The sequence below is a fragment of the Psychroserpens ponticola genome (assembly GCF_023556315.2).
Taxonomy (GTDB): Bacteria; Bacteroidota; Bacteroidia; order Flavobacteriales; family Flavobacteriaceae; genus Psychroserpens; species Psychroserpens ponticola.
Genome location: NZ_CP116221.1, coordinates 2927790 through 2952778 on the forward strand (window position 1 = coordinate 2927790; position 24989 = coordinate 2952778).

The 24989-nt window shown below is 32.2% G+C and carries 23 protein-coding genes; 16 read left to right on the plus strand and 7 right to left on the minus strand.

Features of this window, described 5'->3' with window-relative positions; all coding sequences use genetic code 11:
• Positions 1-48: 48 nt before the first annotated feature.
• The 9 genes from MUN68_RS13010 (at position 49) to MUN68_RS13050 (ending at position 6316) form a co-directional block, all read left to right on the plus strand.
• Complete coding sequence (locus MUN68_RS13010; protein ID WP_249995989.1) at positions 49-2076, plus strand: M3 family metallopeptidase; 2028 nt, start codon at positions 49-51, stop codon at positions 2074-2076.
• 103 nt (positions 2077-2179) lie between these two features.
• The gene (locus MUN68_RS13015; RefSeq protein WP_249995990.1) at positions 2180-2683 is read left to right on the plus strand and encodes a GbsR/MarR family transcriptional regulator; all 504 of its coding nucleotides are present in this window, start codon (positions 2180-2182) and stop codon (positions 2681-2683) included.
• 52 nt (positions 2684-2735) lie between these two features.
• Complete coding sequence (locus MUN68_RS13020) at positions 2736-3074, plus strand: hypothetical protein (protein ID WP_249995991.1); 339 nt, start codon at positions 2736-2738, stop codon at positions 3072-3074.
• Positions 3071-3424: a hypothetical protein gene (locus tag MUN68_RS13025; RefSeq protein WP_249995992.1), complete on the plus strand. Its 354-nt coding sequence runs from the start codon at positions 3071-3073 to the stop codon at positions 3422-3424. The genes MUN68_RS13020 and MUN68_RS13025 overlap by 4 nt, the downstream gene beginning before the upstream one ends.
• 3 nt (positions 3425-3427) lie before the next feature.
• The gene (locus MUN68_RS13030; RefSeq protein WP_249995993.1) at positions 3428-3841 is read left to right on the plus strand and encodes a hypothetical protein; all 414 of its coding nucleotides are present in this window, start codon (positions 3428-3430) and stop codon (positions 3839-3841) included.
• Between the two features lie 9 nt (positions 3842-3850).
• Positions 3851-4753: a TIGR01777 family oxidoreductase gene (locus tag MUN68_RS13035; RefSeq protein WP_249995994.1), complete on the plus strand. Its 903-nt coding sequence runs from the start codon at positions 3851-3853 to the stop codon at positions 4751-4753.
• 2 nt (positions 4754-4755) lie between these two features.
• Entirely contained in the window at positions 4756-5454 is a 699-nt protein-coding gene (locus MUN68_RS13040) for a YqjF family protein (protein ID WP_249995995.1), read from the plus strand.
• A 56-nt stretch (positions 5455-5510) separates the two neighbouring features.
• Complete coding sequence (locus MUN68_RS13045) at positions 5511-6062, plus strand: sigma-70 family RNA polymerase sigma factor (protein WP_249995996.1); 552 nt, start codon at positions 5511-5513, stop codon at positions 6060-6062.
• Between the two features lie 2 nt (positions 6063-6064).
• The gene (locus MUN68_RS13050) at positions 6065-6316 is read left to right on the plus strand and encodes a glycine dehydrogenase (protein WP_249995997.1); all 252 of its coding nucleotides are present in this window, start codon (positions 6065-6067) and stop codon (positions 6314-6316) included.
• Here MUN68_RS13050 and MUN68_RS13055 read toward each other — a convergent pair.
• Entirely contained in the window at positions 6299-7132 is an 834-nt protein-coding gene (locus MUN68_RS13055; RefSeq protein WP_249995998.1) for a UbiA prenyltransferase family protein, read from the minus strand. The two genes, MUN68_RS13050 and MUN68_RS13055, sit on opposite strands and share 18 nt — an antisense overlap.
• Before the next feature lie 122 nt (positions 7133-7254).
• Between MUN68_RS13055 and gcvP the strand changes: the two genes are divergently transcribed.
• The 5 genes from gcvP to MUN68_RS13080 all read left to right on the plus strand — a co-directional run bounded on the left by gcvP (position 7255) and on the right by MUN68_RS13080 (position 13502).
• Positions 7255-10104, plus strand: coding sequence for an aminomethyl-transferring glycine dehydrogenase (gene gcvP, locus MUN68_RS13060; RefSeq protein WP_249995999.1), 2850 nt, complete (start codon positions 7255-7257; stop codon positions 10102-10104).
• A 107-nt stretch (positions 10105-10211) separates the two neighbouring features.
• Positions 10212-11270 carry a 3-oxoacyl-ACP synthase III family protein gene (locus tag MUN68_RS13065; RefSeq protein WP_249996000.1) on the plus strand — a complete coding sequence of 353 codons (1059 nt, stop codon included), beginning with the start codon at positions 10212-10214 and terminating at the stop codon, positions 11268-11270.
• Position 11271: 1 nt separating this feature from the next.
• Entirely contained in the window at positions 11272-12060 is a 789-nt protein-coding gene (gene proC / locus MUN68_RS13070) for a pyrroline-5-carboxylate reductase (protein WP_249996001.1), read from the plus strand.
• Complete coding sequence (locus MUN68_RS13075; RefSeq protein WP_249996002.1) at positions 12060-12590, plus strand: class I SAM-dependent methyltransferase; 531 nt, start codon at positions 12060-12062, stop codon at positions 12588-12590. The genes proC and MUN68_RS13075 overlap by 1 nt, the downstream gene beginning before the upstream one ends.
• Positions 12591-12653: 63 nt before the next feature.
• Positions 12654-13502 (plus strand): glycosyltransferase, encoded by an 849-nt coding sequence (locus MUN68_RS13080; protein ID WP_249996003.1) that lies wholly within the window; start codon positions 12654-12656, stop codon positions 13500-13502.
• 47 nt (positions 13503-13549) lie between these two features.
• Here the strand turns inward: MUN68_RS13080 and MUN68_RS13085 are convergent, their stop codons facing one another.
• Both MUN68_RS13085 and pafA read right to left on the minus strand, forming a co-directional pair.
• Complete coding sequence (locus MUN68_RS13085) at positions 13550-14359, minus strand: DNA/RNA non-specific endonuclease (protein ID WP_249996004.1); 810 nt, start codon at positions 14357-14359, stop codon at positions 13550-13552.
• A gap of 2 nt (positions 14360-14361) precedes the next feature.
• A complete protein-coding gene (gene pafA / locus MUN68_RS13090; protein WP_249996005.1) occupies positions 14362-15987 on the minus strand; it encodes an alkaline phosphatase PafA in 1626 nt (541 codons plus the stop codon).
• Positions 15988-16092: 105 nt separating this feature from the next.
• Here pafA and MUN68_RS13095 point away from each other — a divergent pair, with 105 nt between their 5' ends.
• Complete coding sequence (locus MUN68_RS13095; RefSeq protein WP_249996006.1) at positions 16093-16830, plus strand: MlaE family ABC transporter permease; 738 nt, start codon at positions 16093-16095, stop codon at positions 16828-16830.
• Positions 16830-17597, plus strand: coding sequence for an ABC transporter ATP-binding protein (locus tag MUN68_RS13100; RefSeq protein ID WP_249996007.1), 768 nt, complete (start codon positions 16830-16832; stop codon positions 17595-17597). The genes MUN68_RS13095 and MUN68_RS13100 overlap by 1 nt, the downstream gene beginning before the upstream one ends.
• 1 nt (position 17598) lies before the next feature.
• Here the strand turns inward: MUN68_RS13100 and MUN68_RS13105 are convergent, their stop codons facing one another.
• The 4 genes from MUN68_RS13105 to MUN68_RS13120 all read right to left on the minus strand — a co-directional run bounded on the left by MUN68_RS13105 (position 17599) and on the right by MUN68_RS13120 (position 24935).
• Positions 17599-19074, minus strand: coding sequence for a DUF389 domain-containing protein (locus MUN68_RS13105; RefSeq protein WP_249996008.1), 1476 nt, complete (start codon positions 19072-19074; stop codon positions 17599-17601).
• A 2-nt stretch (positions 19075-19076) separates the two neighbouring features.
• Positions 19077-20156: a mannose-1-phosphate guanylyltransferase gene (locus MUN68_RS13110; RefSeq protein WP_249996009.1), complete on the minus strand. Its 1080-nt coding sequence runs from the start codon at positions 20154-20156 to the stop codon at positions 19077-19079.
• 81 nt (positions 20157-20237) lie between these two features.
• Entirely contained in the window at positions 20238-20837 is a 600-nt protein-coding gene (locus tag MUN68_RS13115) for a SprT-like domain-containing protein (RefSeq protein ID WP_249996010.1), read from the minus strand.
• Positions 20838-20903: 66 nt separating this feature from the next.
• Positions 20904-24935: an FG-GAP-like repeat-containing protein gene (locus tag MUN68_RS13120; protein WP_249996012.1), complete on the minus strand. Its 4032-nt coding sequence runs from the start codon at positions 24933-24935 to the stop codon at positions 20904-20906.
• Positions 24936-24989 lie beyond the last annotated feature (54 nt).

Here is a 24989-nt window from a genome sequence, read left to right on the forward strand (position 1 = left end):
AGACAATTACTACTAATTAAGCCTATATTTAAAAATTCATAAAACTAAATGAACGTATTAAATTCTAAATTCAACACACCATATCAAACAGCACCTTTTTCAAAAATTAAAAATGAGGATTATTTGCCTGCTTTTTTAAAAGCTATAAAAGGAGCCAAAGCTGAAATTGATGCCATCACAACTAATTCTGAAGCACCAACTTTTGAAAACACCATTGAAGCCTTAGACTTTTCGGGAGAACAATTAGATCGTATTTCAAGTATTTTCTTTAATCTGAATAGCGCTGAAACCAATGACACCATTCAAAAAATTGCTCAGAAAGTTTCTCCTCTATTGTCAGAATTCAGTAATGATATCACTTTAAATGAATCACTTTTCAAACGCGTTAAAGCGGTTTATGATAGTAAAAACACATTAGATTTAAACACTGAACAAAGTACACTTCTAGACAAAAAATATAAAGGGTTTTCTAGAAATGGAGCTAATTTGTCTGAAGATAAAAAAACACGCTTACGTGAAATTGACAAAGCTTTAAGTCAGTTAAAACTAAAGTTTGGAGAGCATGTTTTAGCTGAAACTAATGCTTTTGAAATGCATCTAACTAACGAAAAAGATTTGGCTGGATTGCCAGAAGGTGCAAAAGAAGCTGCTCAGCAATTAGCAGAATCGAAACAAAAAGATGGCTGGTTAATTACCTTAGATTACCCTAGTTACATTCCGTTTATGACCTATGCTAGTAATCGCGAGCTAAGAAAAAAACTGGCCATTGCTGCTGGTGCAAAAGCGTTTAAAGGTAATGAGTATGATAATCAAGATCATGTTTTACAAATCGCAAAATTAAGACACGAACGCGCAAATCTGTTAGGCTACAAAACACATGCTCATTTTGTTTTAGAAGAACGAATGGCAAAAACTCCTGAAACAGTTCAACACTTTTTAAATGAACTTTTAGAAAAAGCCAAACCAGCTGCTGAACGCGAATTTAAAAACCTAGAAGCCTTTGCAAAAGAATTAGATGGCATAGAAAGTCTTCAAAAATGGGATGGATCGTATTACTCTGAAAAATTAAAGCAGAAATTATTCAGTTTAGATGATGAACAATTAAAACCGTATTTCAAATTAGAAAATGTTATCAATGGTGTTTTTACAATTGCCGAACGCTTATACGATTTAAAATTTGAAGAAATTAACACAATCGACAAGTATCACGAAGATGTATTAACTTATAAGGTAACCGATTTAAAAGGAAATTTAATCTCTATTTTTTATGCGGATTTTTTTCCAAGACCAGGAAAACGAAATGGTGCTTGGATGACCGTTTACAAATCGCAATACATAAAGAATGGTAAAAACAGTAGACCACATATTTCAAATGTTTGCAATTTCACCAAGCCAACAAAAAGCAAGCCGTCACTCCTAACCTTTAATGAAGTGACGACATTGTTTCATGAATTTGGACATGCGCTTCATGGCATCTTAGCTAACACAACCTATCCGAGCTTATCGGGAACTAGTGTATCATGGGATTTTGTAGAATTACCAAGTCAGGTTTTAGAAAATTGGTGTTACGAAAAAGAAGCCTTAGAATTGTTTGCAACGCATTATGAAACAGGTGAGATGATTCCTATGGAGCTAATTGAAAAAATAAAAGCGTCTGCAACGTTCCATGAAGGTATGCAAACACTACGACAAATTAGTTTTGGGTTACTCGATATGTCTTGGCATGGTCAAGATCCAAGTGCAATTTCCTCTGTAAAAGCACATGAAAATGAAGCGTTTAAAAACACAAAATTATATCCAGATGTAGCTGAAAATTGTATGAGTACTGCGTTTTCTCATATTTTTCAAGGTGGTTACAGTTCTGGATATTACAGCTACAAATGGGCTGAAGTTTTAGATGCTGATGCTTTTGAATACTTTTTAGAAGAAGGTATATTCAATAAAGAGGTTGCAAAAAAATTCAAGGATAATGTGTTGTCTCAAGGAGGAATTGAAGAACCTATGACTTTATACAAACGATTTAGAGGCAAAGAACCTCAACCAGAAGCTTTGTTGAAACGCGCTGGATTGATATAATAATAATTACTAGAAAAGAACTGAAGCTACAACTTTGGTTCTTTTAAAAAACAAACTTTCAATAATTATTGAAAGTTTAAAATATTTTATATACATTTGTACTATGAATTACGAAGACGCTAAAATAAAATTTGTAAGTACTTGGGGAAGCCTTGGTTCACTTTGGGGAATTAATAAAGCTATGGCTCAAATTCAAGCCTTACTTTTTATCTCTACAAAACCATTATCTATGGAAGATATTATGGCAGAACTTCAGATTTCTCGTGGCAATACGAGCATGAATTTACGTCAGTTGATGGATTGGGGAATTGTGACTAAAGAACTAATACCAGGAGAACGCAAAGAATATTTCACTACTGAAAAAGAGGTTCAAGAATTGACTAGAATTATTGCTAAAGAACGTAGTCGAAGAGAAATTCAACCGGTTATAAAAGTATTGAACGATGTCTCGTCTATTAAAGATGATGGTACAGAAAAAACTAAAGAACTCATAAAACAAACTAAAGCATTGCATGACTTAACGCTAAATGCAGATACTATGATTAATAAATTAGTGAGTCAGAAACAAAACTGGATTACTAAATCATTAATCAAACTCATCAAATAAAAAAATTTAAATCAAACTTTCAATTTTTTCTGAAAGTTTAAAATATATAGAAATGAAGAAATTATATCTTATTAACAAAGTCTCACTAATAATAACATTCGTACTTTATCTAACTATCTTTTTAGGCATGTATGCACAAATGGTATTAGGTGCTTTACAAATAATCTCTGCATTAATTCTATTCTTTTTTTGGAAACAATTATCTAAAAATTCCAAAGAGAAACTATATATCTACTGGACAATTGTAACTATTTATGGTTTGTGCTGGCTAATGGATTGGAAAGGTTATAATGAATACTTCACAATAGTATTTGGAATTATGATTGTTCCAATGTCAATAGCAACATACTTTGTTTACATTCTTAAATCAATTAAAAATTATATGATATGAATTATAACATTATAACATATAGCATTTACCTTCCAATTATTGCTGTGATAATGGTAAAAGTTGGTTGGCTTTTTTATACACATGGAGAAATATTTTTACTATATCTATTTCAACAAAATACATCACTGGTTAAAAGCATAAACAACATCTTACTTATTGGATACTATCTCGTCAATTTAGGTTATGCTATTATTAGTTTAGCTTATTGGGAAACAATTGAATCTGTAATACAAATGCTTAATACATTAGGTGAACATTTAGGTGTAATCATTATAGGTTTATCATTACTACATTACAATAATGTGCTATTACTCAACTACCTCGTAAAATCAAAAACTTTAAAACTATAAATCATGAAAAATTCAAAAATCATTATCGGTTACCTAATCTATTTACCCATTGTAATAATCTTAACCATTTACGTTTCTAAAATGCTTTTCAAAAATGGAAAATACTTTATGCTAGATATTTTTAAGGGCAAAGAAGATATTGCTCTTGCAACTAACAAACTTTTCGAGATTGGCTTTTATCTCATCAATATTGGTTGGGCTTTACTGATCCTTAAAATTACTTATCACAGTAAAACTGGTATGAGTACTCAAACTCTAATAGAAACTTTAAGTATGAAAATTGGAGGTTTTTCTATCTATTTAGGCATTATGTTGTTTATCAATCTATTTTTCTTCTTTAGAGGACGACGCAAATCTAGACAAAGTAATAGTGTCATTACAAAAACACCAACTTATAATGTTCAAAATGATCAATAAAACTCGAAAATGAAAACAATAACAATAGCTGGTGGAAGTGGTTTTTTAGGACAAGTATTAGAAGCCTACTTTTCAAAAAAAGGATATAAAATTTTCATCTTAACAAGAACACCTCAACGTGATAATGAAATCTATTGGAATGGAAAAGATTTAGACAGATGGTCAAAAACTTTAGAACAAACTGATATATTAATTAATCTCACAGGCAAATCAGTCGATTGCAGATATAATGAAGAAAATAAAAAACTCATTTATGATTCTCGCATAGATTCTACACATCTTTTAGGCTTAGCCATCAATTTATGTGATAATCCACCAAAAACTTGGATTAATTCATCTACAGCAACAATATACAGTCACTCTATAGATAAAGAAATGACTGAAGACAAAGGTGAAATAGGTGATGATTTCTCAATGAATATAGCAAAGTCATGGGAAAAAGCCTTCTACGCAATAACAAATCCCAAAACTAGAAAAATTGCTACAAGAACATCAATAGTCATGGGAAAATATGGTGGAGCAACGGAACCTTTAAAAAAATTAGTTAAGTTTGGCTTAGGCGGAAAGCAAGCTTCTGGACTTCAAAAAGTAAGTTGGATTCATGAATTGGATTTTGCCAGAGCTATTGAATTTTTAATAGAAAACGAAAATTTAAATGGCAATTTTAATCTAGCTGTACCAAAACCAACAGATAATAAAACCCTCATGAAAAGCTTCAGAAAGGTGATGAAAATACCTTTTGGAATCTCACATCCAGAATGGTTCATTAAACTTGGCGCAAAATTAATTGGTACTGAACCAGAATTGGTCTTAAAAAGTAGAAATATAATTCCGAAGCGTTTGTTAGATAACAAATTTAAATTCATACATTCAAATATTGAAATAGCTCTTGATGATCTTATAAATTTGTGACCATGACATTCTTAAATGCATATTGGAAAAACCTTATACTTATAAATTATGAGATAGACCACAAATTTTTACAACCGTTTGTACCTAAAGGAACTGAACTTGATCTATTCAATGGAAAATGCTATATCAGCATTGTTGGATTCATGTTTATGAATACAAAAGTTTTAGGAATGAAACTACCATATCACGTCAACTTTGAAGAGGTTAATCTTAGGTTTTATGTTAAACATAAAGACAAAAGAGGTGTTGTGTTTATTAAAGAAATTGTACCAAAACCACTGATTACTTTTGTTGCAAATTCAATCTATCATGAGCATTATCAAACTGCAAAAATGAAGCACATTTGGACAAAACATGGTAATTATAAGCAATTTGAATATCTATGGAAAATTAATAATATATGGCAATCTATTTCAGTAAAAACGGAAAAAATATTTTCAGAAATAATAGAAGATTCTGAAGCACATTTCATAACCGAACATTATTATGGATACACAAAACATAAAAACAAAACTTTTGAATATGAAGTTGCTCATCCAAGCTGGAGACAATTAAAAGTTAAAGACTTTAAACTCAATATCGATTTCAGGATGAATTATGGAGAATCCTTTACTTTTCTTAACCATGTAAATCCAACATCAGTACTTCTTGCTGAAGGCTCAGACGTAAGTGTAAAAAACAAAAAAACCATCCACATTTAAAACTTTAGATAAAATCGTTTTTTTACTTTATTTTTGAAATAAATTTCAGAGAAAGAATGCCTAAACATGTCATAGATCCTAATCAGTGGATAAATCTATATTCCGATTATCTTTTCAATTACACCATAACACGTGTAAATGATAGAGAAATTGCTCAAGATTTAGTACAAGACACTTTTGTTGCTGGTTTAAAATCTATGAAAAATTTCAAAGGTGAAGCTAGCGAACGTACGTGGTTAATTTCAATTTTAAAACGAAAAATTATTGATCATTATCGCAAGATTAATTCTAAAAAAGGCAAAGCTGAAGTTAGAATGACTTACAATACTGATGAAAGTGAAGGTGATTGGCTAGAGGAACGTGTTGCCGATCCATTTGATAAAACTGCAGAAGACACCATTGAAAATACAGAATTAGGCATTGCTATTGATAATTGCCTAGGAAAATTACCTGAGAAACAAGCTCAAGTTTTTGAAATGAAAACAATTTTAAATTATGAAACTGAAGCCATCTGTAATGAATTAGACATTACTGCGTCTAACCTATGGGTAATCATACATCGAGCTAGAGTTTCAATGGCAAGTTGCCTTGAAAAAAATTGGTTTTAATTATGAGTAATAAAATCTTCATACCTTGTAAAGACGCTAATCATGTTTGTGATAAAACACAATACAAGGAAGCTTCTCTTTGGGAAAAAATCAAATTAAATATCCATTTAATTTATTGCAGAGCGTGTAGAAAATACACAAAGAAGAATTCACAATTAACCAAGCTAGTTACTAAAGACCCTATTCCGATGGATGCTTCGGCTAAAGCAAACTTAAAGTCTGCTTTTGAACAAGAATTAGCAAAACATCAATAAGACTATTAACCACCAGATTGGTAAACTCTCCACCCAAAACGCACTATAATATCTTCCTTGTTGTTTTGTAGAAAACATTAAAAACAAAAACAATACTAGACAAATTAAAGTTAAAGCTACTATGTGGCTCCAAGTAATATCATCTTTAAAATATTCTAAACTTAGTATTAAAAATAACAATAGAGCTCCAATTACTTTGGTTTGCTTCACTCCTATTCTCTGTGGAATTGTAGCCAATTTTAAACTATCATAGTTTAAATCTCTTATTTCAAAAGGTAGCATCAATACCACTACAAAAATAAAACGTTGAACAGCAGTTAATACTATATCATCATATATTTCAAATTCGTCAATAATTAAAGGTAAAAAAACAGTAACTCCAGACCACACCAATGCTATGATGTAAATTTTAAGTCCACTTATACTTCTCAACTGTTTCTTTTTATCAACAAACAATCGGTTAGGCAATAACGGTATTGCATACAAAAATGTCACAAGGCCAAAAATTAGTATCGCAATTAATGAAGCTTCATTTAATTTCAATGCAAAAAAGCACATGAGCAAAAAGCAAATTAGAGAAAAGACTTGAATGGTTTTCAATTTATTTGATAAGCTTCGATGATGAAATTTTGCCAAACCAAAATACTTAACAAAATTGTATCCAGTTATAGAAGCAAATCCTATAAAAACAAGCAGATTCACATCCATAGAAACATTAAATTCTAGGAAAGTAATCCAAGACATCGCAACAATAGCCAAAGCTACATGAATACTACTATTGATATAAAAATCAAACAACGATTTTAAAACACGCATAACACAAAAATAGTCAAACTGTTAATAACAGATTCAAATGGTTGAAAAGTTTCATTTTCATTAACATTTTAAGGTCAATAATTGCTTAATTTTGCGAAAATAAAATTCAACTCAAATAATTAATGAATACAGCAGATTTTTCACTTCGTCATATTGGTCCGAGAGAAGCGGATCAAAAACAAATGTTGCAAACGGTTGGAGTAGATTCTATGGAGCAATTAATCCATGAAACAATTCCGGACGGCATTCGTTTAAAGTCAGATTTAGATCTTGATGAACCTATGAGTGAGCAAGAATATTTACTACACATCTATAATCTCTCAAAGAAAAATAAAGTATTTAAAACATATATTGGTTTAGGATATCACCCAACCATAATGCCTGCAGTTATTCAACGTAATATTTTAGAAAACCCAGGCTGGTACACGGCATACACACCATACCAAGCAGAAATTGCACAAGGTCGTCTAGAAGCCTTATTGAATTTTCAAACTATGATCACAGATCTTACTGGAATGGAAATTGCAAATGCGTCACTTTTAGATGAAAGTACAGCTGCTGCAGAGGCTATGAGTTTATTGTATTCAGTTAGAGAAAGAGATCAAAAAAAAGCAGGAATACATAAATTTTTTATTTCTGAAAACATACTTCCACAAACACTTTCTTTATTACAAACTAGAGCTACACCAATTGGTATTGAACTCGTTATTGGAAAAGAAGAAAACTTTGATTTTAATGAAAATTTCTTTGGCGCTATTTTACAATATCCAGGGAAACATGGTCAAGTTACAGACATTAAATCTTTTATAGAAAAGGCAAACGCTTCTCGAATTAAAGTTGCCGTTGCAGCTGATATCATGAGTTTAATAAAACTTGAAGCTCCTGGAGAATTTGGTGCAGATGTCGTAGTTGGAACGACACAACGTTTTGGAATCCCTATGGGTTATGGAGGTCCACATGCTGCATATTTTGCAACTAAAGAAGCCTATAAAAGAGATATTCCTGGTCGCATTATTGGAGTTACAAAAGACGCAAACGGGAACAGAGCTTTGCGTATGGCTTTACAAACTCGCGAACAACATATAAAACGTGATAAAGCAACCTCAAACATTTGTACTGCTCAAGTTCTATTAGCTGTAATGGCTGGAATGTATACTGTTTATCATGGACCAAAAGGCTTAGAGTTTATTGCTAATAACATTCACAATAAAGCAGTTATATTATCTAACGAAATTCAAAAATTAGGGTTTGAACAAACGAACACTTCATTTTTTGACACGCTTCATATAAAAGCAGATGCTAAAACCATAAAAGCTGAAGCAGAAAACAAAAAAATGAACTTCTATTATCCAAATGATAACGAAGTTGTCATATCTATTAATGAACCTACAACGCTTGCAGAACTAAATAAAATTGTTGGTATTTTCGCAAAAAGTGTAAACAAAGCATCTAATAAAATCGTTGCTATTTCTGAAGAAAATTCAATAGAAAACCAACTTAGACGTCAATCAGCATTTTTACAAGAACCTATCTTTAATTCGCACCATTCTGAAACAGAATTAATGCGTTACATCAAATATTTAGAGCGTAAAGATTTAGCTTTAAATCATTCTATGATTTCATTAGGTTCATGCACAATGAAACTAAATGCTGCATCTGAAATGCTACCTTTAAGCTGGTTTAAATGGGGAAAAATTCATCCATTTGCGCCTATTGAACAAACTAAGGGCTATCAAATTGTTTTAAAAGAATTAGAAGACCAACTTACAGAAATCACAGGTTTTGCTGGTACTTCATTACAACCTAATTCTGGTGCTCAAGGTGAATTTGCTGGATTAATGGTGATACGAGCCTACCACGAATCTAGAGGTGATCATCACAGGAATATTTGTATTATTCCATCATCAGCACACGGAACAAATCCGGCAAGTGCAGTAATGGCAGGAATGAAAGTCATTGTTACAAAATCTACAGAAGAAGGCAATATTGATGTTGATGATTTAAAAGAAAAAGCAGAGTTGCACAAAGATAATCTTTCAGCTCTTATGGTTACTTATCCTTCAACACACGGTGTTTATGAAGCGTCAATAAAAGACATCACCAAAATCATTCATGATAATGGAGGTCAAGTTTATATGGATGGTGCAAATATGAATGCTCAAGTTGGGTTAACTAATCCTGGAAATATTGGTGCAGACGTTTGCCATCTTAATTTACATAAAACATTTGCTATTCCTCATGGAGGTGGTGGTCCAGGTGTAGGACCAATATGTGTTGCGAAACAATTGGTTCCATTTTTACCAGGAAACCCATTAATTAAAATAGGAGGTGAAAATGCTATTTCAGCAATTTCCGCTGCTCCATTTGGGTCTTCTTTGGCTTGCATAATTTCTTATGGTTACATTAAAATGTTAGGAGCTTCCGGATTAAAACGCTCAACCGAAGTTGCAATTCTTAATGCAAACTACATCAAAAGGCGCTTAAAAGGTGCTTATGAAACCTTATATTCGGGAGAGTTAGGACGTGCAGCTCACGAAATGATTATCGATTGCAGACCTTTTAAAGTAAATGGTATTGAAGTTGTTGATATTGCAAAACGTTTAATGGATTATGGTTTTCATGCTCCAACTGTTTCTTTTCCTGTTGCAGGAACCATGATGATTGAACCTACAGAAAGTGAAAGCAAACAAGAAATGGATCGTTTTTGCGATGCTATGATTTCTATTAGACATGAAATTGATAGCGCATCAAAAGAAGATGATAACAATATTTTGAAGAATGCACCTCATACCATGAGTATGATTACTAATGACGAATGGCTATTACCTTATACACGTCAGCAAGCCGCATTCCCATTAGACTATGTAAGGGATAACAAGTTTTGGCCTAGTGTTCGTCGGGTAGATGATGCATATGGTGACAGAAATTTAATTTGTACCTGTGCTCCAATTGAAGCATATATGGAAGCATAAATCAAGCACTTGAACGTCGTAAAAACTAAAGGCAATATATTAACATTTCATTAAATGTTAGTATATTGCCTTTATCATTTAGGATTCTAAATCAGATATAATAATTTATGAGTATTAAGATAACAGGAACAGGAAGTTTTATTCCTAGTCGAATAGAAAAAAATGAAGATTTTTATAATCATGAGTTTTTAAATGCAGATGGCTCTACAATAAATAGTCCAAATGAGATTATCGTTGATAAATTTAAAGCGATTACTGGAATTCAAGAAAGGCGATATGTAAAATCTGAATTATTAAATTCTGATATTGGTTTTTTTGCTGCAGAAAAAGCAATCATTGATGCAAAAATCGACAAAGAAACTATAGACTACATCATTGTTGCTCACAATTATGGTGATGTCAAACACAATGCAGAACAAAGTGACACTGTACCAAGTATTGCTTCCAGAGTAAAGCACTTGTTAAAAATTAAAAATCCGAAATGTGTAGGTTACGACCTGCTATTTGGGTGTCCAGGTTGGATTGAAGGTGTGATTCAAGCAAAAGCATTTATTTCATCAGGCATAGCAAAACGCTGTCTCGTGATTGGTACCGAAACACTATCTCGTGTCGTTGACAAACACGATCGTGATTCGATGATTTATAGCGATGGTGCAGGAGCTGTCATTGTTGAAGAAAGTAATGAAGATGGTGGAATTATAGCTCATGAATCCGCTACATTCACATATGATGAAGCACATTTTATTTACTTTGGCGAAACCAATCATCCTGAAATCACAGACCAACGTAGATATATAAAAATGTTTGGTCGCAAGATTTATGAGTTCGCACTAACTAATGTGCCTTTAGCCTTAAAGACTTGTCTAGAAAAAAGTGGATATTCTATTAATGATGTGAAAAAAATTCTAATTCATCAAGCCAATGAAAAGATGGATGAAGCGATTGTTAAGCGTTTTTATAAACTTCATAACATGGAAATGCCAGCAGGTATTATGCCAATGACGATAAACACACTTGGAAATTCTAGTGTAGCAACTGTACCAACGTTGTATGATATGATTTTAAAAGGTCAACTTGAAAATCAAAAAATTAACAAAGGTGATGTGATTATGTTTGCTAGTGTTGGTGCTGGTATGAATATTAATGCCATTGTTTATAAGCATTAATATGAATAAAAAAATTGCAATAATTGGTGGAGGAAACCTAGGTCAAGCCATTGCTTCTGGTTTATTATCTGATGATTTCAAAGCTTCTGAGTTAACAATCACGCGACATAAAACCGATTTACTATCTACTTTTAAAGATCAAGGTGTTACTATCACTTCAAATAATATTGATGCTGTAAAAACATCTCAAATTGTAATCATTGCTGTTAAACCTTATAAAATTGAATCTGTTTTAAAAGAGGTTTCATCTTATATTTCAAATGAGCATTTAATAATTTCTGTAGTCAGTGATTACACAATCGATGCAATTAATGAAACTCTAAAAACGACTCCTATTGTATTTAGAGCTATGCCAAATACAGCTGCTTCTGTTAATGAATCGATGACTTGTATTGCATCACATAATGCTACAGAAGAAGACACGAAAACAGTCACTACTATTTTTAATGCACTGGGTAAAACCATAAGTATTAATGAACAACTCATGGATGCAGCTACAGTTTTAGGTGCTTGCGGAATTGCCTATGTGCTTCGTTTTATTAGAGGTATGATTCAAGGTGGAATTGAGATTGGTTTTGATGCTAAAACAGCAACCGAAATTGCAACTCAAACTGTAAAAGGTGCAAGTGAATTATTGTTACAAAAAGGGAATCATCCAGAAGCAGAAATTGACAAAGTAACAACACCAAAAGGTTGTACTATTGCTGGTTTAAATGAAATGGAACATCAAGGCTTTAGCTCTGCATTGATTAGAGGAATCAAAACGTCTTATGATAATATTTCAGATTAATGTACGAAAACAGCTTTCCAAATAAACGCTTTAAACATACCGTTCAATTTTTAAAACGACACATAAAGGTTTCAGAAACAATTTTGGACTTAGGTGTTGAAAACCCGCTGTCATCAATTTTAAAAACAAATGGGTATTCTGTTACAAACACATCAGGCATAGATTTAGACATTGATACTTCTGAAATCAAAAACTCAAATACAGATGTTGTAACAGCGTTTGAAATTTTCGAACATCTTCTTTCTCCTTTTACCGTTTTAAAATCTATTAAAGCAGATAAACTTGTAGTGAGCATTCCTCTTAAATTATGGTTTGCTTCAGCTTATAGAAGTAAAACAGATATGAGAGACCGACACTTTCATGAATTTGAAGATTGGCAATTTGATTGGTTACTCGAAAAATCAGGATGGAAGATTATTGCATCAGAAAAATGGACCAATCCTTCAAAAAAAATAGGGATAAGACCACTACTTCGTTTATTTACACCAAGATATTATATTGTCTATGCTGAAAGAATTTCTAAGCCATAAATTCTAAAATCAAATACTGTTTCCGTAGTTTTGAAATTAAGTATCCTAAACTGAAATTTATTAATGAATTTCTACATTATCATTCCTGCACACAACGAAGAAGATTCTATTGCTCTTACTCTAGAATCTTTAGTTAACCAAACGCTTTTACCAAAACGAATTGTTGTGGTTAACGATAATTCTACTGATAAGACTCAAGAACTAGTTAAAAAATTCACAGAAAAACATACATTCATTTCCTTAGTAAATAATAGCTCTTCAGATAAACATTTACCAGGCGCAAAAATTGTAAACGCCTTTTATAAAGGCTATGAAACTTTAGATGACAATTATGATATAATCTGTAAATATGATGCAGATTTGATTTTTCCTGAAAATTATCTTGAGCAATTAGCTATTAACTTTACAAAGAATAAAAATCTTGGAATGGCAGCTGGCATGTGCTACATTAAAAAAAACAATGATTGGGTTTTAGAGAATCTTACTCGCAAAGACCATATTCGCGGAGCACTAAAAGCGTATAGAAAAACCTGTTTTGAAGACATTAGAAAGCTCAAAATGTCAATAGGTTGGGACACTGTTGACGAATTACTAGCGAAATATCATAATTGGAATATTTTAATTGATGAAGCTCTACATGTAAAACATCTAAAACCAACTGGAATTAGCTATAATAAATCATCAAAATATTTACAAGGTGAAGCTTTATACAAAATGCGTTATGGATTCATAATTACTTGGATTACTGCATTAAAAATGTCATTAAAAAAACAAAGCTTGTCTGTTTTTATGAACTATATGAACGGTTATTTTAAAGCTAAACGTTCAAATTTAGAGTTCCTAGTTTCTGAAGATGAAGGGAAATTTATTAGAAAGTTAAGATGGAATGGAATTTTAGAAAAGTTCAAATAGATTCTAAATTAGAATTCCTGAAACAAGTACAAAATGACACTTTTATATCAATTAAAACTCCAGCCTTTATAACTACTTGAAGCTTCCAACTTGTTTTCAATAGCATCGTCAAGTTCTAAAAAGAAATCAATTCCTGTTAATTCTTCAATTTCATCTACCGAAACTACAAACTTATAAAGTGGCTGATTTGAATCTTTATGAGGCATTAAAAAAGCAATCATTTTAGTTGTACCAGAATTCGTATCAATCAACACTTTATAAAATTGATTAGGCACACTCACCTTTTCATCTCCTATCGTCTTCATGCGTCCTTTTAAAACACCTCCAGTAATCACAAAAACACCATCATATTTTCCTGCCCAATACCTTACTTTCTGTTCAAGTGTATTCCAAATTCCAGCATTAAATTGATGTTCTTGCGGACTAATATTACTTGTTAAAAACGTTTCATCGTGAGCATCTTTACTAAATCGTCTATCTCCTGCAGGACACAAATGTCCTCGATCATAACCTGACTTTTTATAATTCTGCCAATGTGCAGCTCCAGTTTTTACGGCTTTATCAATTTCAAAATATGGACGCTTAAAATTGGTACTTGATAAATGCGTTTTTTTTAATTCGTAGGCAACCCATTCGGCTTGTTCATGTGATTCGTTGTAAGACAAAGAATAATTTTCATGATGTACGATTTGACCCGTTGTACTTGATGGCAAGAAATATTCGTTAGTATCGTCTTTTATTGTTTTGCCTCCTTCTACTATTTCAGCAGATTCTTCTTCAGCTAAAAAATGTTCATAACTATAAATGCCAAGAATAAGCAAAACAGCTAGTATTGAATATAAGGTACGCTTCTTCAAAATTAATCTATTATATATTCCAAAGGATTACCAATACTAGCATTTGGAAAGCTAATTCCTAAAAGCGCAGACATAGTTGGCGCAATGTCTGGAATTACTGTTTTTTGGTATGTTTGTCCGTGATTAATTCCTTTTCCGAAGAACAACAAAGGTACGTGAGTATCGTAATTTAAACCACTTCCATGAGTTGACCCTGTTTTACTGTAAGAAATAAAAGAAGCATCATTTACTAAAAGCACATCTCCTGAGCGCTTTTGATTAAATCCGTTTTGCAATAAAGATTCAATGCCAATGGTAAAATTAGTAGAAGACATAGCATTTGCAGTATACGTTTTAGCAATTTGGTTGTAGTTTATCTGCTCATTCGCTATTTTTTGTTGTACTTCTGAAAGGTCTAAACCCAATTCTTTTATTTTATTTCGATTTAAAAACACTTGGTTATTACTTATATTTTCTACGATATCTTTTGTTCCAAAAGTATCGACTAAAAACGTATTGAATTGTGCTTTTCTATCATCATTATGAATGTATCCAGCTGGAATTTTAGCTCTTTTAAGATATGAAGGAACTTCAACGGCTCCATGATCTGAAGTTAAAAACACAGTATACTCTCCTTTTCCTACATTTTTATCTAAATAGAGAAACAATCGCTCCAAATCTTTGTCTAATCTAATATAAGTATCTTGAACTTCTTTAGAACTAACTCCAAAGTTGTGACCAACATAATCTGTGCATGAATAACTAAGCGTTAAAACATCTGTTGTATTATCTTTACCTAACTCCTCTCCTTGAATTGCAGCAATAGCAAAATCTGTGGTTAAACTATTTCCATAGGCTGTTGCTTTTAAAATATCAAATCCACGATTATCTTTTTGCAGAGCTTTCAAGTCATAGGGAAATGTTGGTTTTTCTTTTCCTTTAAATCCACGTTCAAAATCATTATCATCTTCACCACTTTCTGTATAAGTTGAAATATCATAATAGGTATCCCAAACTTTCAAATATGATTCTGCTGTTTCCGAAGCATTAAAATCCGACACCCATTTTGGTAATTCATTCATATAAAAAGTACTTGAAATCCAAACACCTTCATCACGTCCATGAAACCAATAAGCAGCATTTGCAGTATGACCAGCTGGTAAAATTGCTCCTCGATCTTTCATTGCAACACCAATAGTCTTACCTCGCATTTGTGAAAACAATCTATTTTCATCTGTAAATGTTGTTGTCAACATTCTTTGTGGTGACATTTTACCTGCATCACTTGAGGTTCCTACAGACTCAACAGAATCATCATCAGCACAATAGACAACTTTTTTCATCACTTTATCATACCAATTATTGCTTATTATACCATGATACTTAGGTGTTGTACCTGTAAATACAGAAGCATGTCCTGGTCCTGTATAAGTTGGCACATAGTTGAAATGATTGTTTTTACAATTAAACCCTTCATTCATCATACGTTTAAATCCGCCTTCACCATATTTATTATAAAATCTTGTGAGATAATCATATCGCATTTGATCTACCACAATTCCTACGACCAATTTTGGATTATCATTTTGAGACTGAGATGGCGTTGTCATAAAAAAAAGACTAACAAATAATACAATATACTTTAACATAAATGTGTGTTTCTAATTTCAAAAATACAGATTTTAAAACATCGCACTTTAAAATTAAGGTTAAATAAGATTAGTTTTTTTACTTTAGCATAATCAAATTTAACTATGCAATACCTTCATAATATTGGTGCCTATTTTTTAATGATCGCAGAGATGTTTCGTAAACCTACCAAATGGTCTGTAATGCGAACACTTATTTTAAAAGATATTGATGATTTAATCATTGGTTCTTTAGGTATTGTGGCCTTCATTTCATTTTTTGTTGGTGGTGTTGTAACCATTCAAACGGCTTTAAATATTAGTAATCCATTAATTCCAAAATATTTAGTTGGTTTTGCTACTCGACAATCTGTAATATTAGAATTTGCACCAACATTCATATCAATTATAATGGCTGGAAAAGTAGGCTCATTCATTACATCTAGTATTGGCACAATGCGTGTTACGGAACAAATTGATGCACTAGAAGTTATGGGAATTAACGCCTTGAATTATTTGGTCTTTCCAAAGTTTATTGCTTTGATGCTCTATCCTTTTGTTATTTCTATTGCTATGTTTTTAGGAATTATTGGAGGAATGGCTGCTTGTGTTTATGGCGGATTTAGTAGTATTGATGATTATATTACTGGTGTACAATTTGAATTTATTCCATTTCATATTATTTATGCGTTTATAAAAACAATTGCTTTTGCATTTCTTTTGGCTACAATTCCTTCATTTTACGGATTTTATATGAAAGGTGGTGCATTAGAAGTTGGTAAAGCCAGTACCACATCTTTTGTTTGGACAAGTGTCATGATTATTTTATTAAACTATATATTAACCCAAATGCTTTTAAGCTAATGATAGAAGTCAAAAATGTAGAAAAATCATTTGGAGATGCTCACATCTTAAAGGGCATTAGTACCACTTTTGAAAAAGGAAAAACCAGTTTAGTCATTGGACAAAGTGGCTCTGGAAAAACAGTGTTTCTAAAATGCTTGTTAGGCTTGTTTATACCAGAAACTGGAACCATTTCTTATGATGGAAAAATATATTCTGAGCTTAGTCATGATGAAAGAAGAAATTTAAGAGCCAAAATGGGAATGGTATTTCAAGGCAGTGCGCTTTTTGATTCTATGACGATTGCTGAAAATGTGATGTTTCCATTACGAATGTTCACTAAACAAAGTAAAAGTGAAATGGAAGATCGTGTTAATTTTGTTCTAAATAGAGTTAACCTTCCTGATGCACACCACAAAATGCCAAGTGAGGCTTCTGGAGGAATGCAAAAACGCGTTGCTATTGCAAGAGCCATTGTAAACAAACCTAAGTATTTGTTTTGTGATGAACCTAATTCTGGATTAGATCCAAAAACCGCAATTGTTATTGATAATCTTATTCAAGAGATTACAGATGAATACGATATCACCACAGTAATCAATTCTCATGATATGAATTCGGTTATGGAAATTGGAGAAAAAATCGTCTTCTTAAAAGATGGATTTAAAGCATGGGAAGGCTCAAAAGACACTATTTTTAAAACAGACAACGAAGTTGTAACTGATTTTGTTTATTCGTCTGAACTATTCAAAAAAGTACGAAAAATGTATCTTGAAGAAAATGAATAAATCAGTTTCTTCTTATTACAATAGTATCCTCTTTTAAAACACCTTGTAACCATTCTTGTAAATTCCTCTCTCTTACTAATACAACACTATCATTAAGAGAAACTTTCCACCTTACATTTGCGATTGTAACAGTATCAATATTTATAAAATCTTTTGATTCTAGCATTTTTGAATATCCGAAAAATTCTAATTCATTAAATCTCACTTTTGCATCGCGTGATAAATTAGTAAATGAAACTGAATTACTAGTCGCATCTTTAGACTCTATTTGCTTATTTAAATTGGTAATATTCAATTCTAATTGTTCCACTTGTTTTTGAAGCCCAGAAATGATTAAATCTTTTTGATCTAAATCTCTTATTGCTCTATCATAAGCATCAACAACTTTATCAAAGCCTCTATTCTTATTTCCTTTAATATCTAATTTAAAGTCTTTAATCTTGTCATACTTTTTTATTTCATTATTTAAATCTGCAATGGTTGCATCTGGCACTTCTCCATTAAAATATAATGCAATGGTTTTCTCTTCCCAATTAGGTGTTCCACTTTGAAACCAAAGCTCACGATTAGACTTCACTTCGTCTGTAATAAAACTATCAAAATCATTCTCTAAACCACTATCTTTTAAAACCTTTACAAACGTTATTGTTGGATAAACCATAACGAGTACAGCTACTAATGCAGCAAAATTGGCTGTTCTTCTTCGTTTAGCTGAATTAGCATATTTAAGCATTGGAAACCTTAATACTTTTAACACTAAAAACGTTGCTAAAGCAATAAATATAGTATTAATCGTAAACAGATTCATAGCACCCAAGAAATAGGACCAATTGCCATCTGCTAAACTAAAACCTGCTGTACACAAAGGAGGCATTAAAGCTGTTGCAATTGCTACACCAAAAATCACTGACGCGATAGTTCCCTTTTTTGTACGTGCTATAATTAGGGCTAGACCTCCAAAAAATGCAATTAAAACATCTCGTATATCTGGCTTTACTCTACCTAAAAGTTCAGACGTTTCTTGGTTTCCGAGCGGAAAAAATTTAAAAAACAAAAAAGCAGTCAATAGACTTAAAACAATCATTATCGCTAAATTGATAAGTGAACGTTTTAAGGTGTCAATATCATTAATTGCAATTGCCATTCCAATACCAAGAATTGGTCCCATTAAAGGCGAAATTAACATGGCTCCAATAACAACTGCTGTAGAATTGGCATTTAAACCAACAGATGCTACCATTATTGAGCAAACTAAAATCCAAGCTGTTGCTCCTTTAAACGAGACATCGCCTTTTATTGCTGTAATAGTCGCATCACGATCTGTATCGTCTCTAAAGTCTAAAAGCTCATTTAAAAACGTTTTAATACTGACCCATAAGCCTTTAGCATCTTGTTTTACAGCTTCCTTACTTTGTTCAACTGCAGCATCCTTTTTAGTTTCTTCTTCTGAGAAATCGAATTTACTTTCTTCGCTCATAATTATCCATATTGCTCTCCAAATGTTGACTTAACATTTTGCAGTACTTTTTTAATATCTTGCTCTTTTGTCTTTGGAAAGATAAGCAAAACTTCGTCTTTATCTACAATAATATAATTTTGCAAACCATCAACTACAACAATTTTATCTCCTTTGGTACGAATCATATTTCCTGAAGCATCTTCAGTTAATGTTTTAGCATTAACCACAGCATTATTATTTTCATCTTTATCTAATTTATCATACAGACTTCCCCAAGTACCTAAGTCATTCCAATCAAAAGTAGCTGGAAGTACATATACATTTTTAGACGATTCCATAATGGCATAATCCACTGAAATATTTTCAGATTTACCATAGTTATCTCTAATAAAATCATCTTCAAAATCTGTATTATAAACCTCTATTCCTTTTTCAAAAAGCTGATATAAATTAGGTTGGTTTTTCTTGTAAGCATTAACGACACTTGAGACACTCCACATAAAAATGCCAGCATTCCATAAAAAATTACCTTGAGCGATAAACTGTTTTGCAGTGTCATAATCTGGCTTTTCACGAAATTGATTTACAGACTTGATATCATTATTAGTAGAAGAGTCGTATTCGATATAACCATAACCTGTATTTGGAAACGTTGGTTGTATTCCTAAGGTCATTAAAGCATCATTCTCAGAACAGAAATCGAAAGCCTGTTGTACATTGTTTGTAAACGCTGTTTCGTCTTCTATCCAATGGTCACTTGGTGAAACAATCATAACAGCATCTTCATTTTCTTTTTGAATTTTTAACGCTGCATATAAGATACAAGGCGCTGTATTTCGCATTGCTGGTTCTAAAACCACTTGTCGCTTTGTAACGTCTGGTAATTGTTCAAACACTAAATCATTATAACGTTCATTAGTTAAAATGAAGATATTTTCTTTTGGAATTATATTAGCAAGACGATTAAAGGTTTTCTGAATAAGCGTATCACCTGTTCCTAACATGTCATGAAATTGCTTTGGAAAATCTTGTGTACTTACTGGCCAAAATCTTGATCCTACTCCTCCTGCCATTAATATGGCGTAATAATTTTTGTTCATATTTTAATCTCTTGCATCCTGATTAAAGTGAAGAATCTCTTCAGAGAAAAGACCTTTCGACTGCGCTCAAGGTGACATCTGTTAATCAATTAATAATTCTACCTCAGCATTAGCATTAAATAAATATAATCGACCTGTATTAATCTCTATACATTCGTATCTAGTTCGACGTATATCTCCTTTTTTAAATATACGACCATTATATAATTTAAACCTGCTATGTAAAGGTAATTCAAATATAAAGGTTTTATCGTTTGGCTCGTCAAATTGCTTTAATGCATATGCGAGTTTTACATCTGTATCGCTAGATGCTTTTGGATTTTTGAAATGCTTTGCTAATAATGGTAAAATTTCTATTGGAAATATTTCTGGATTTAAAAATGGTAACATTAAATGTTGAAATGTTCTTTTCCATTCAATTCCATGAGGTTTTATAGTTCTTCCAAAATTTTTATAAGCTTCAAAATGTGCAATTTCATGAATTAATGTAATTAGAAACCTATAGATATTCAAATTAGAATTAACCGTTATTTGATGTCTTCCGTTAGGTAAGCGTTTATAATCACCATGTCTAGTTTTTCGTTCTTTTTTAATCTTTACAACAAGATTATCATGCTTTAGTAATTCTAAAACTTGAGAAACAGCTTTAATAGGAATATAAGTTTGAAGCGCGTCTTGCATGCAATAAAAATAAATGAATTATTTCAAAATAAAACAGAATGATTTCTTAAAAAAGATGAAACTATATTAGTTTTCTAAAAGCAACATTGTAGAGTTTCCATTAATGTATAGAATATATAAACCTTCAGATGTATCTTGCGGAAACTGAAGTTTTGTTCTTCTACTGAATTCGTTGAAATCCACATCAATAATAGCAATTTGTCGACCTCTTATATCAAACAAACTAAACGAATCGAATGCATTTGTTTTAGTAATAAAAACCTCAAAGTTTAAAACTGGATTTGGAAATACAATTTGACTTTCATCCTGAACACTTTCGATTTCCCCCTTAAAGTAAGGCACAGCGAAATCAAATGCATCAAGGCCTACTTTTTTACCTATGATTCTTCCTGGAAGATCATCGGCTGGAGGATGAATTCCTCCCCAAATTCTAGACAAACTTGTTTGATCTGAAGCATCTCTATAAGTTGCCCATTGCAAAGTAACATCAACTGAAGGTCCTTCTTCAAAGACTAAAAATTCGTTTTGCTTTGCTACAAATTCTCCAATTCCACCAGGAAAAAATTCGCTACCAGTAAATTTAGTAAGCACTTCTGCCGCAGCTCGAGAATACGTAGAATGACCAGAAACGAAACCTGCAAAAGGAGGAGTCACAAAAGTTGGCCGTTGATATGGCCACCAATTTTCGGCTAAAACCCATCCTACACCTGCTTCATCTGTCTGTTCATTATCAATAAAATCTGGACCTTTCCATGTATATAGTTTTATCTTATTTAAATGTTGATTATCACTTCCTACTAACGGATCTCCAATTTCAACAACTTCGACATAACCATCTAATAAAGGAATTCCAGCAATGTTATAATTATCTAAGTTTTCATCTGTACTTTGACCTAAAAGCGCCATAAATCGTATCGCAGAAATGGGTCTCACATAATCGTACCAACCTTTTATACTCCATGCAGAAATAGCAGCATCATGCATTGTTCCTCCCAAAATAAAATACGATTTAACGTCCCATTCTAAATCATCTAAAACAGCTCCTTCACCTTGAAATCTTTTTTCTAATAGTGGATGTTCATTTACATAATTTAAAATCGTAAACCAATGTCCTGGAGGCGTTTCAGAATCTGGACCATCTGCCCAAAATTCTGCTAGTACTCTTGCATAATCTCCTCTTGGCACTATATTAGATTCGTAAGGCTGTCCTGTAATAGGGTTTTGAGAATGGCCTGTACCAATATCTCCTCCATCAATAATATTATAGAAATTAGGATAGTCTTCATACTCCGTTGGAAAATCATCAATATTAGTATTCCCAATAGCACCTGGAGAAATATCCCAAAGTACTCCATCACTAGAATCAAGATGTGAGCCCCAAATTGATACCATTGAAAAACCTAACTTATAAGCATCACTTGATGTATTATTTTCAGTTAAACTTAAATATGGTGGCATATTTGGATCATTATATACTTTGTAAGTATCTCCATCTCTCTCATAAGTTACACTTTCATCTTCAGTCATTGCAAAAGACAATACATTTCCCCATTCTGGACTTAAAAAATCTATCGTAGATCCAGTGATTAGGTTCCCACTTTGGTCAATATAAGTATCTAAACTTAAAGGTTGCCAACGGTTAGGATTTTGCATTTCTACTTGTGTAGGAACAACTGGTGCCAATGCAGAATTTACTGGCTCATAATATGCATTATCAAATTGCGTAAACTCTCTTGAGCCATCTATGTTACCATATGCCATAATAGTTTCTGCAATGTAATTCCCAAGTGCTGCTGCATTACCAAATTGGTAAACTGTTGAAGACGCTGTTTCTGTTTCATAACCCAATTGATCCATTATCAAATCAAACAAACGCTGTGATTCGTCTGCATTAGGAGAATTTTGAAAACGATAACTCAGTAATCGGTACATTGCATAACTAATTGCCTTTTTTCTTGAAGTTTCGATACTCTCTATTGGAATGAAATCTTCGAGTGTACTACTAAAATCATTTAAGGAGTTACCTATGAGATATGGTCTCGCTACTTCATCATAAATGGCCCAAGCATCGTACATCGCAACACTAGAATGAAATAAATTTCTAGCATGAACTGTTGGTCTTGCAAAATCATTTCTTATGGCTTCTAATAAAACTTCATTCCATACTCTAGCGATAGAAACATCTTCTGGAATTTCATTTATATTTAAAGATACTTCAATATGATCCTCGAGACTAAAACACGTTCCATCTGTTTCTCTAACACTTAGGCTTCCCGTTTCATTTAAGCCCCATTTTACTATAACTGTATTTGTTCCTTGACCTTCAATAATTTCACCTCCAGTGATTTCCCAAATAGCAGTTGACCCAGAAGCAATAGGATACGTGTACGTTTCGGCTACTAAAAAACCAGATGATGTGTTTCCAGAAATTTGATTGGACTGTAAATAGGTACAACTCCCATTATCTATGACTGCATCAGGATTATAAGTACACGACTCAGGATCTGTACATCCAAATATCTTCTGACTTGGCTCTATATCTAAAACCATAATCCCTTGACCTTCTACTACTCTAACTGTAGTGTTTGCATCTAGGTTTTGATAGGTTTCAATTAAACCATTAGGCCATTTAATTTCTAATTCAGTAATTACATTTTCATTACCCAAACCAAAATGAACGGGTTGTAAACTCTGTGACAAGAACCCAACACCTGTATAATAACGTTTAAACTGACCAAGGTCTGTAGTGATTGTTAAAGTTGTCCCAATAGCATTTCGATTAGATACTGTTCCCTGAAGCAACACTTTGAACCAGTTTAGTGTTATTGGCTCATAAAAATTTAGTAGTTTGTTTTCATAAAGAAACGAGTTTTGATCTGAGTTAGACACAAAAACATCTAAATCACCATCATTATCAAAATCAAAATCAATAGCTTCGACACTAACTGTTAAATCATTAAATCCTACAACATCTGAATAATCATCAAAACCTATTTGACCTTCACTTGCTAAGTTTTTATAATAAACATTGTTCTCGGTTGAACGATCTTCAAAATCATAACCATTTACAATTATTAAATCTTCATCTCCATCAAGGTCAAAATCTGCAAATCGTGTTCCCCAAGCCCAACCTGTTTCTGGTATATTATTCACTAAAGACGTTTCGGTAAAATGATTATTACCATCGTTTTCTAATAACGCATTTTTATCTATTCCTGTAATAAAAAAATCGAAATCACCATCATTATTAAAATCACTAATTGCAATTCCCATATCATTGATAATGTTATCTAATCCATAATTTTGTGCATCTTCATAAAAACTCGTTCCTGCTTGATTAATATTTAAGTCGTTTGCTTTATCAAAGTCATTTGTCACATACAAATCCATCAATCCATCACTATTAAAATCAAAAGGAATTGAAGTATAACTTGCAACTGGAAAATCATCATTTAGACCAGCCTCAACAGAAACATCTTGAAAAGTGCCATTTCCTAAATTCTTATACAATTTATTGCTTGAACACCTACGCCAATCATTTATAAAAATATCTAATAAGCCATCATTATTATAATCAAACCATGAAGCGCCAGTATTTCTACAGTCATTAAAACTCTGGATTCCTGCATTTTCTGTCACCTCTATAAAAGTCCCATCACCTTCATTGTGAAAAAGCTGAACATTATATATATGTGTAAAAAAAAGATCAGGATAACCGTCATTATCATAATCCCCAAAAAAAGCTCCATATTTAAAACCATCCAACGCAAATGTCTCTATAGTTTCGTCCTCTGAAGTTAATAAATTCACTAAACCAGAATCTTGAGTAACATCTGTAAATGTGCCATTATTATTATTTCTAAAAAGTCTACTATGGCTTTTTTCTATACCATCTTCATCTATAGCTTTGGCTACCACAAAAATATCTAAATCAAAATCACCATCATAGTCTGCAACTGCAACACCATTGTTTTCTTCTAAAATCCCTAACCCAGAAATCATTTCTGCACGCTCAAAAGTTTGCCCTGAAAGTGGATTATTGTAAATAACAAATACGGTTATTAGACTATATAAAAGGCAAGTAAAATATGGTTTCATTTTTTGATATACATTTTTTGTAAAAATATCAATAACTCTTCAAGATAAATAATA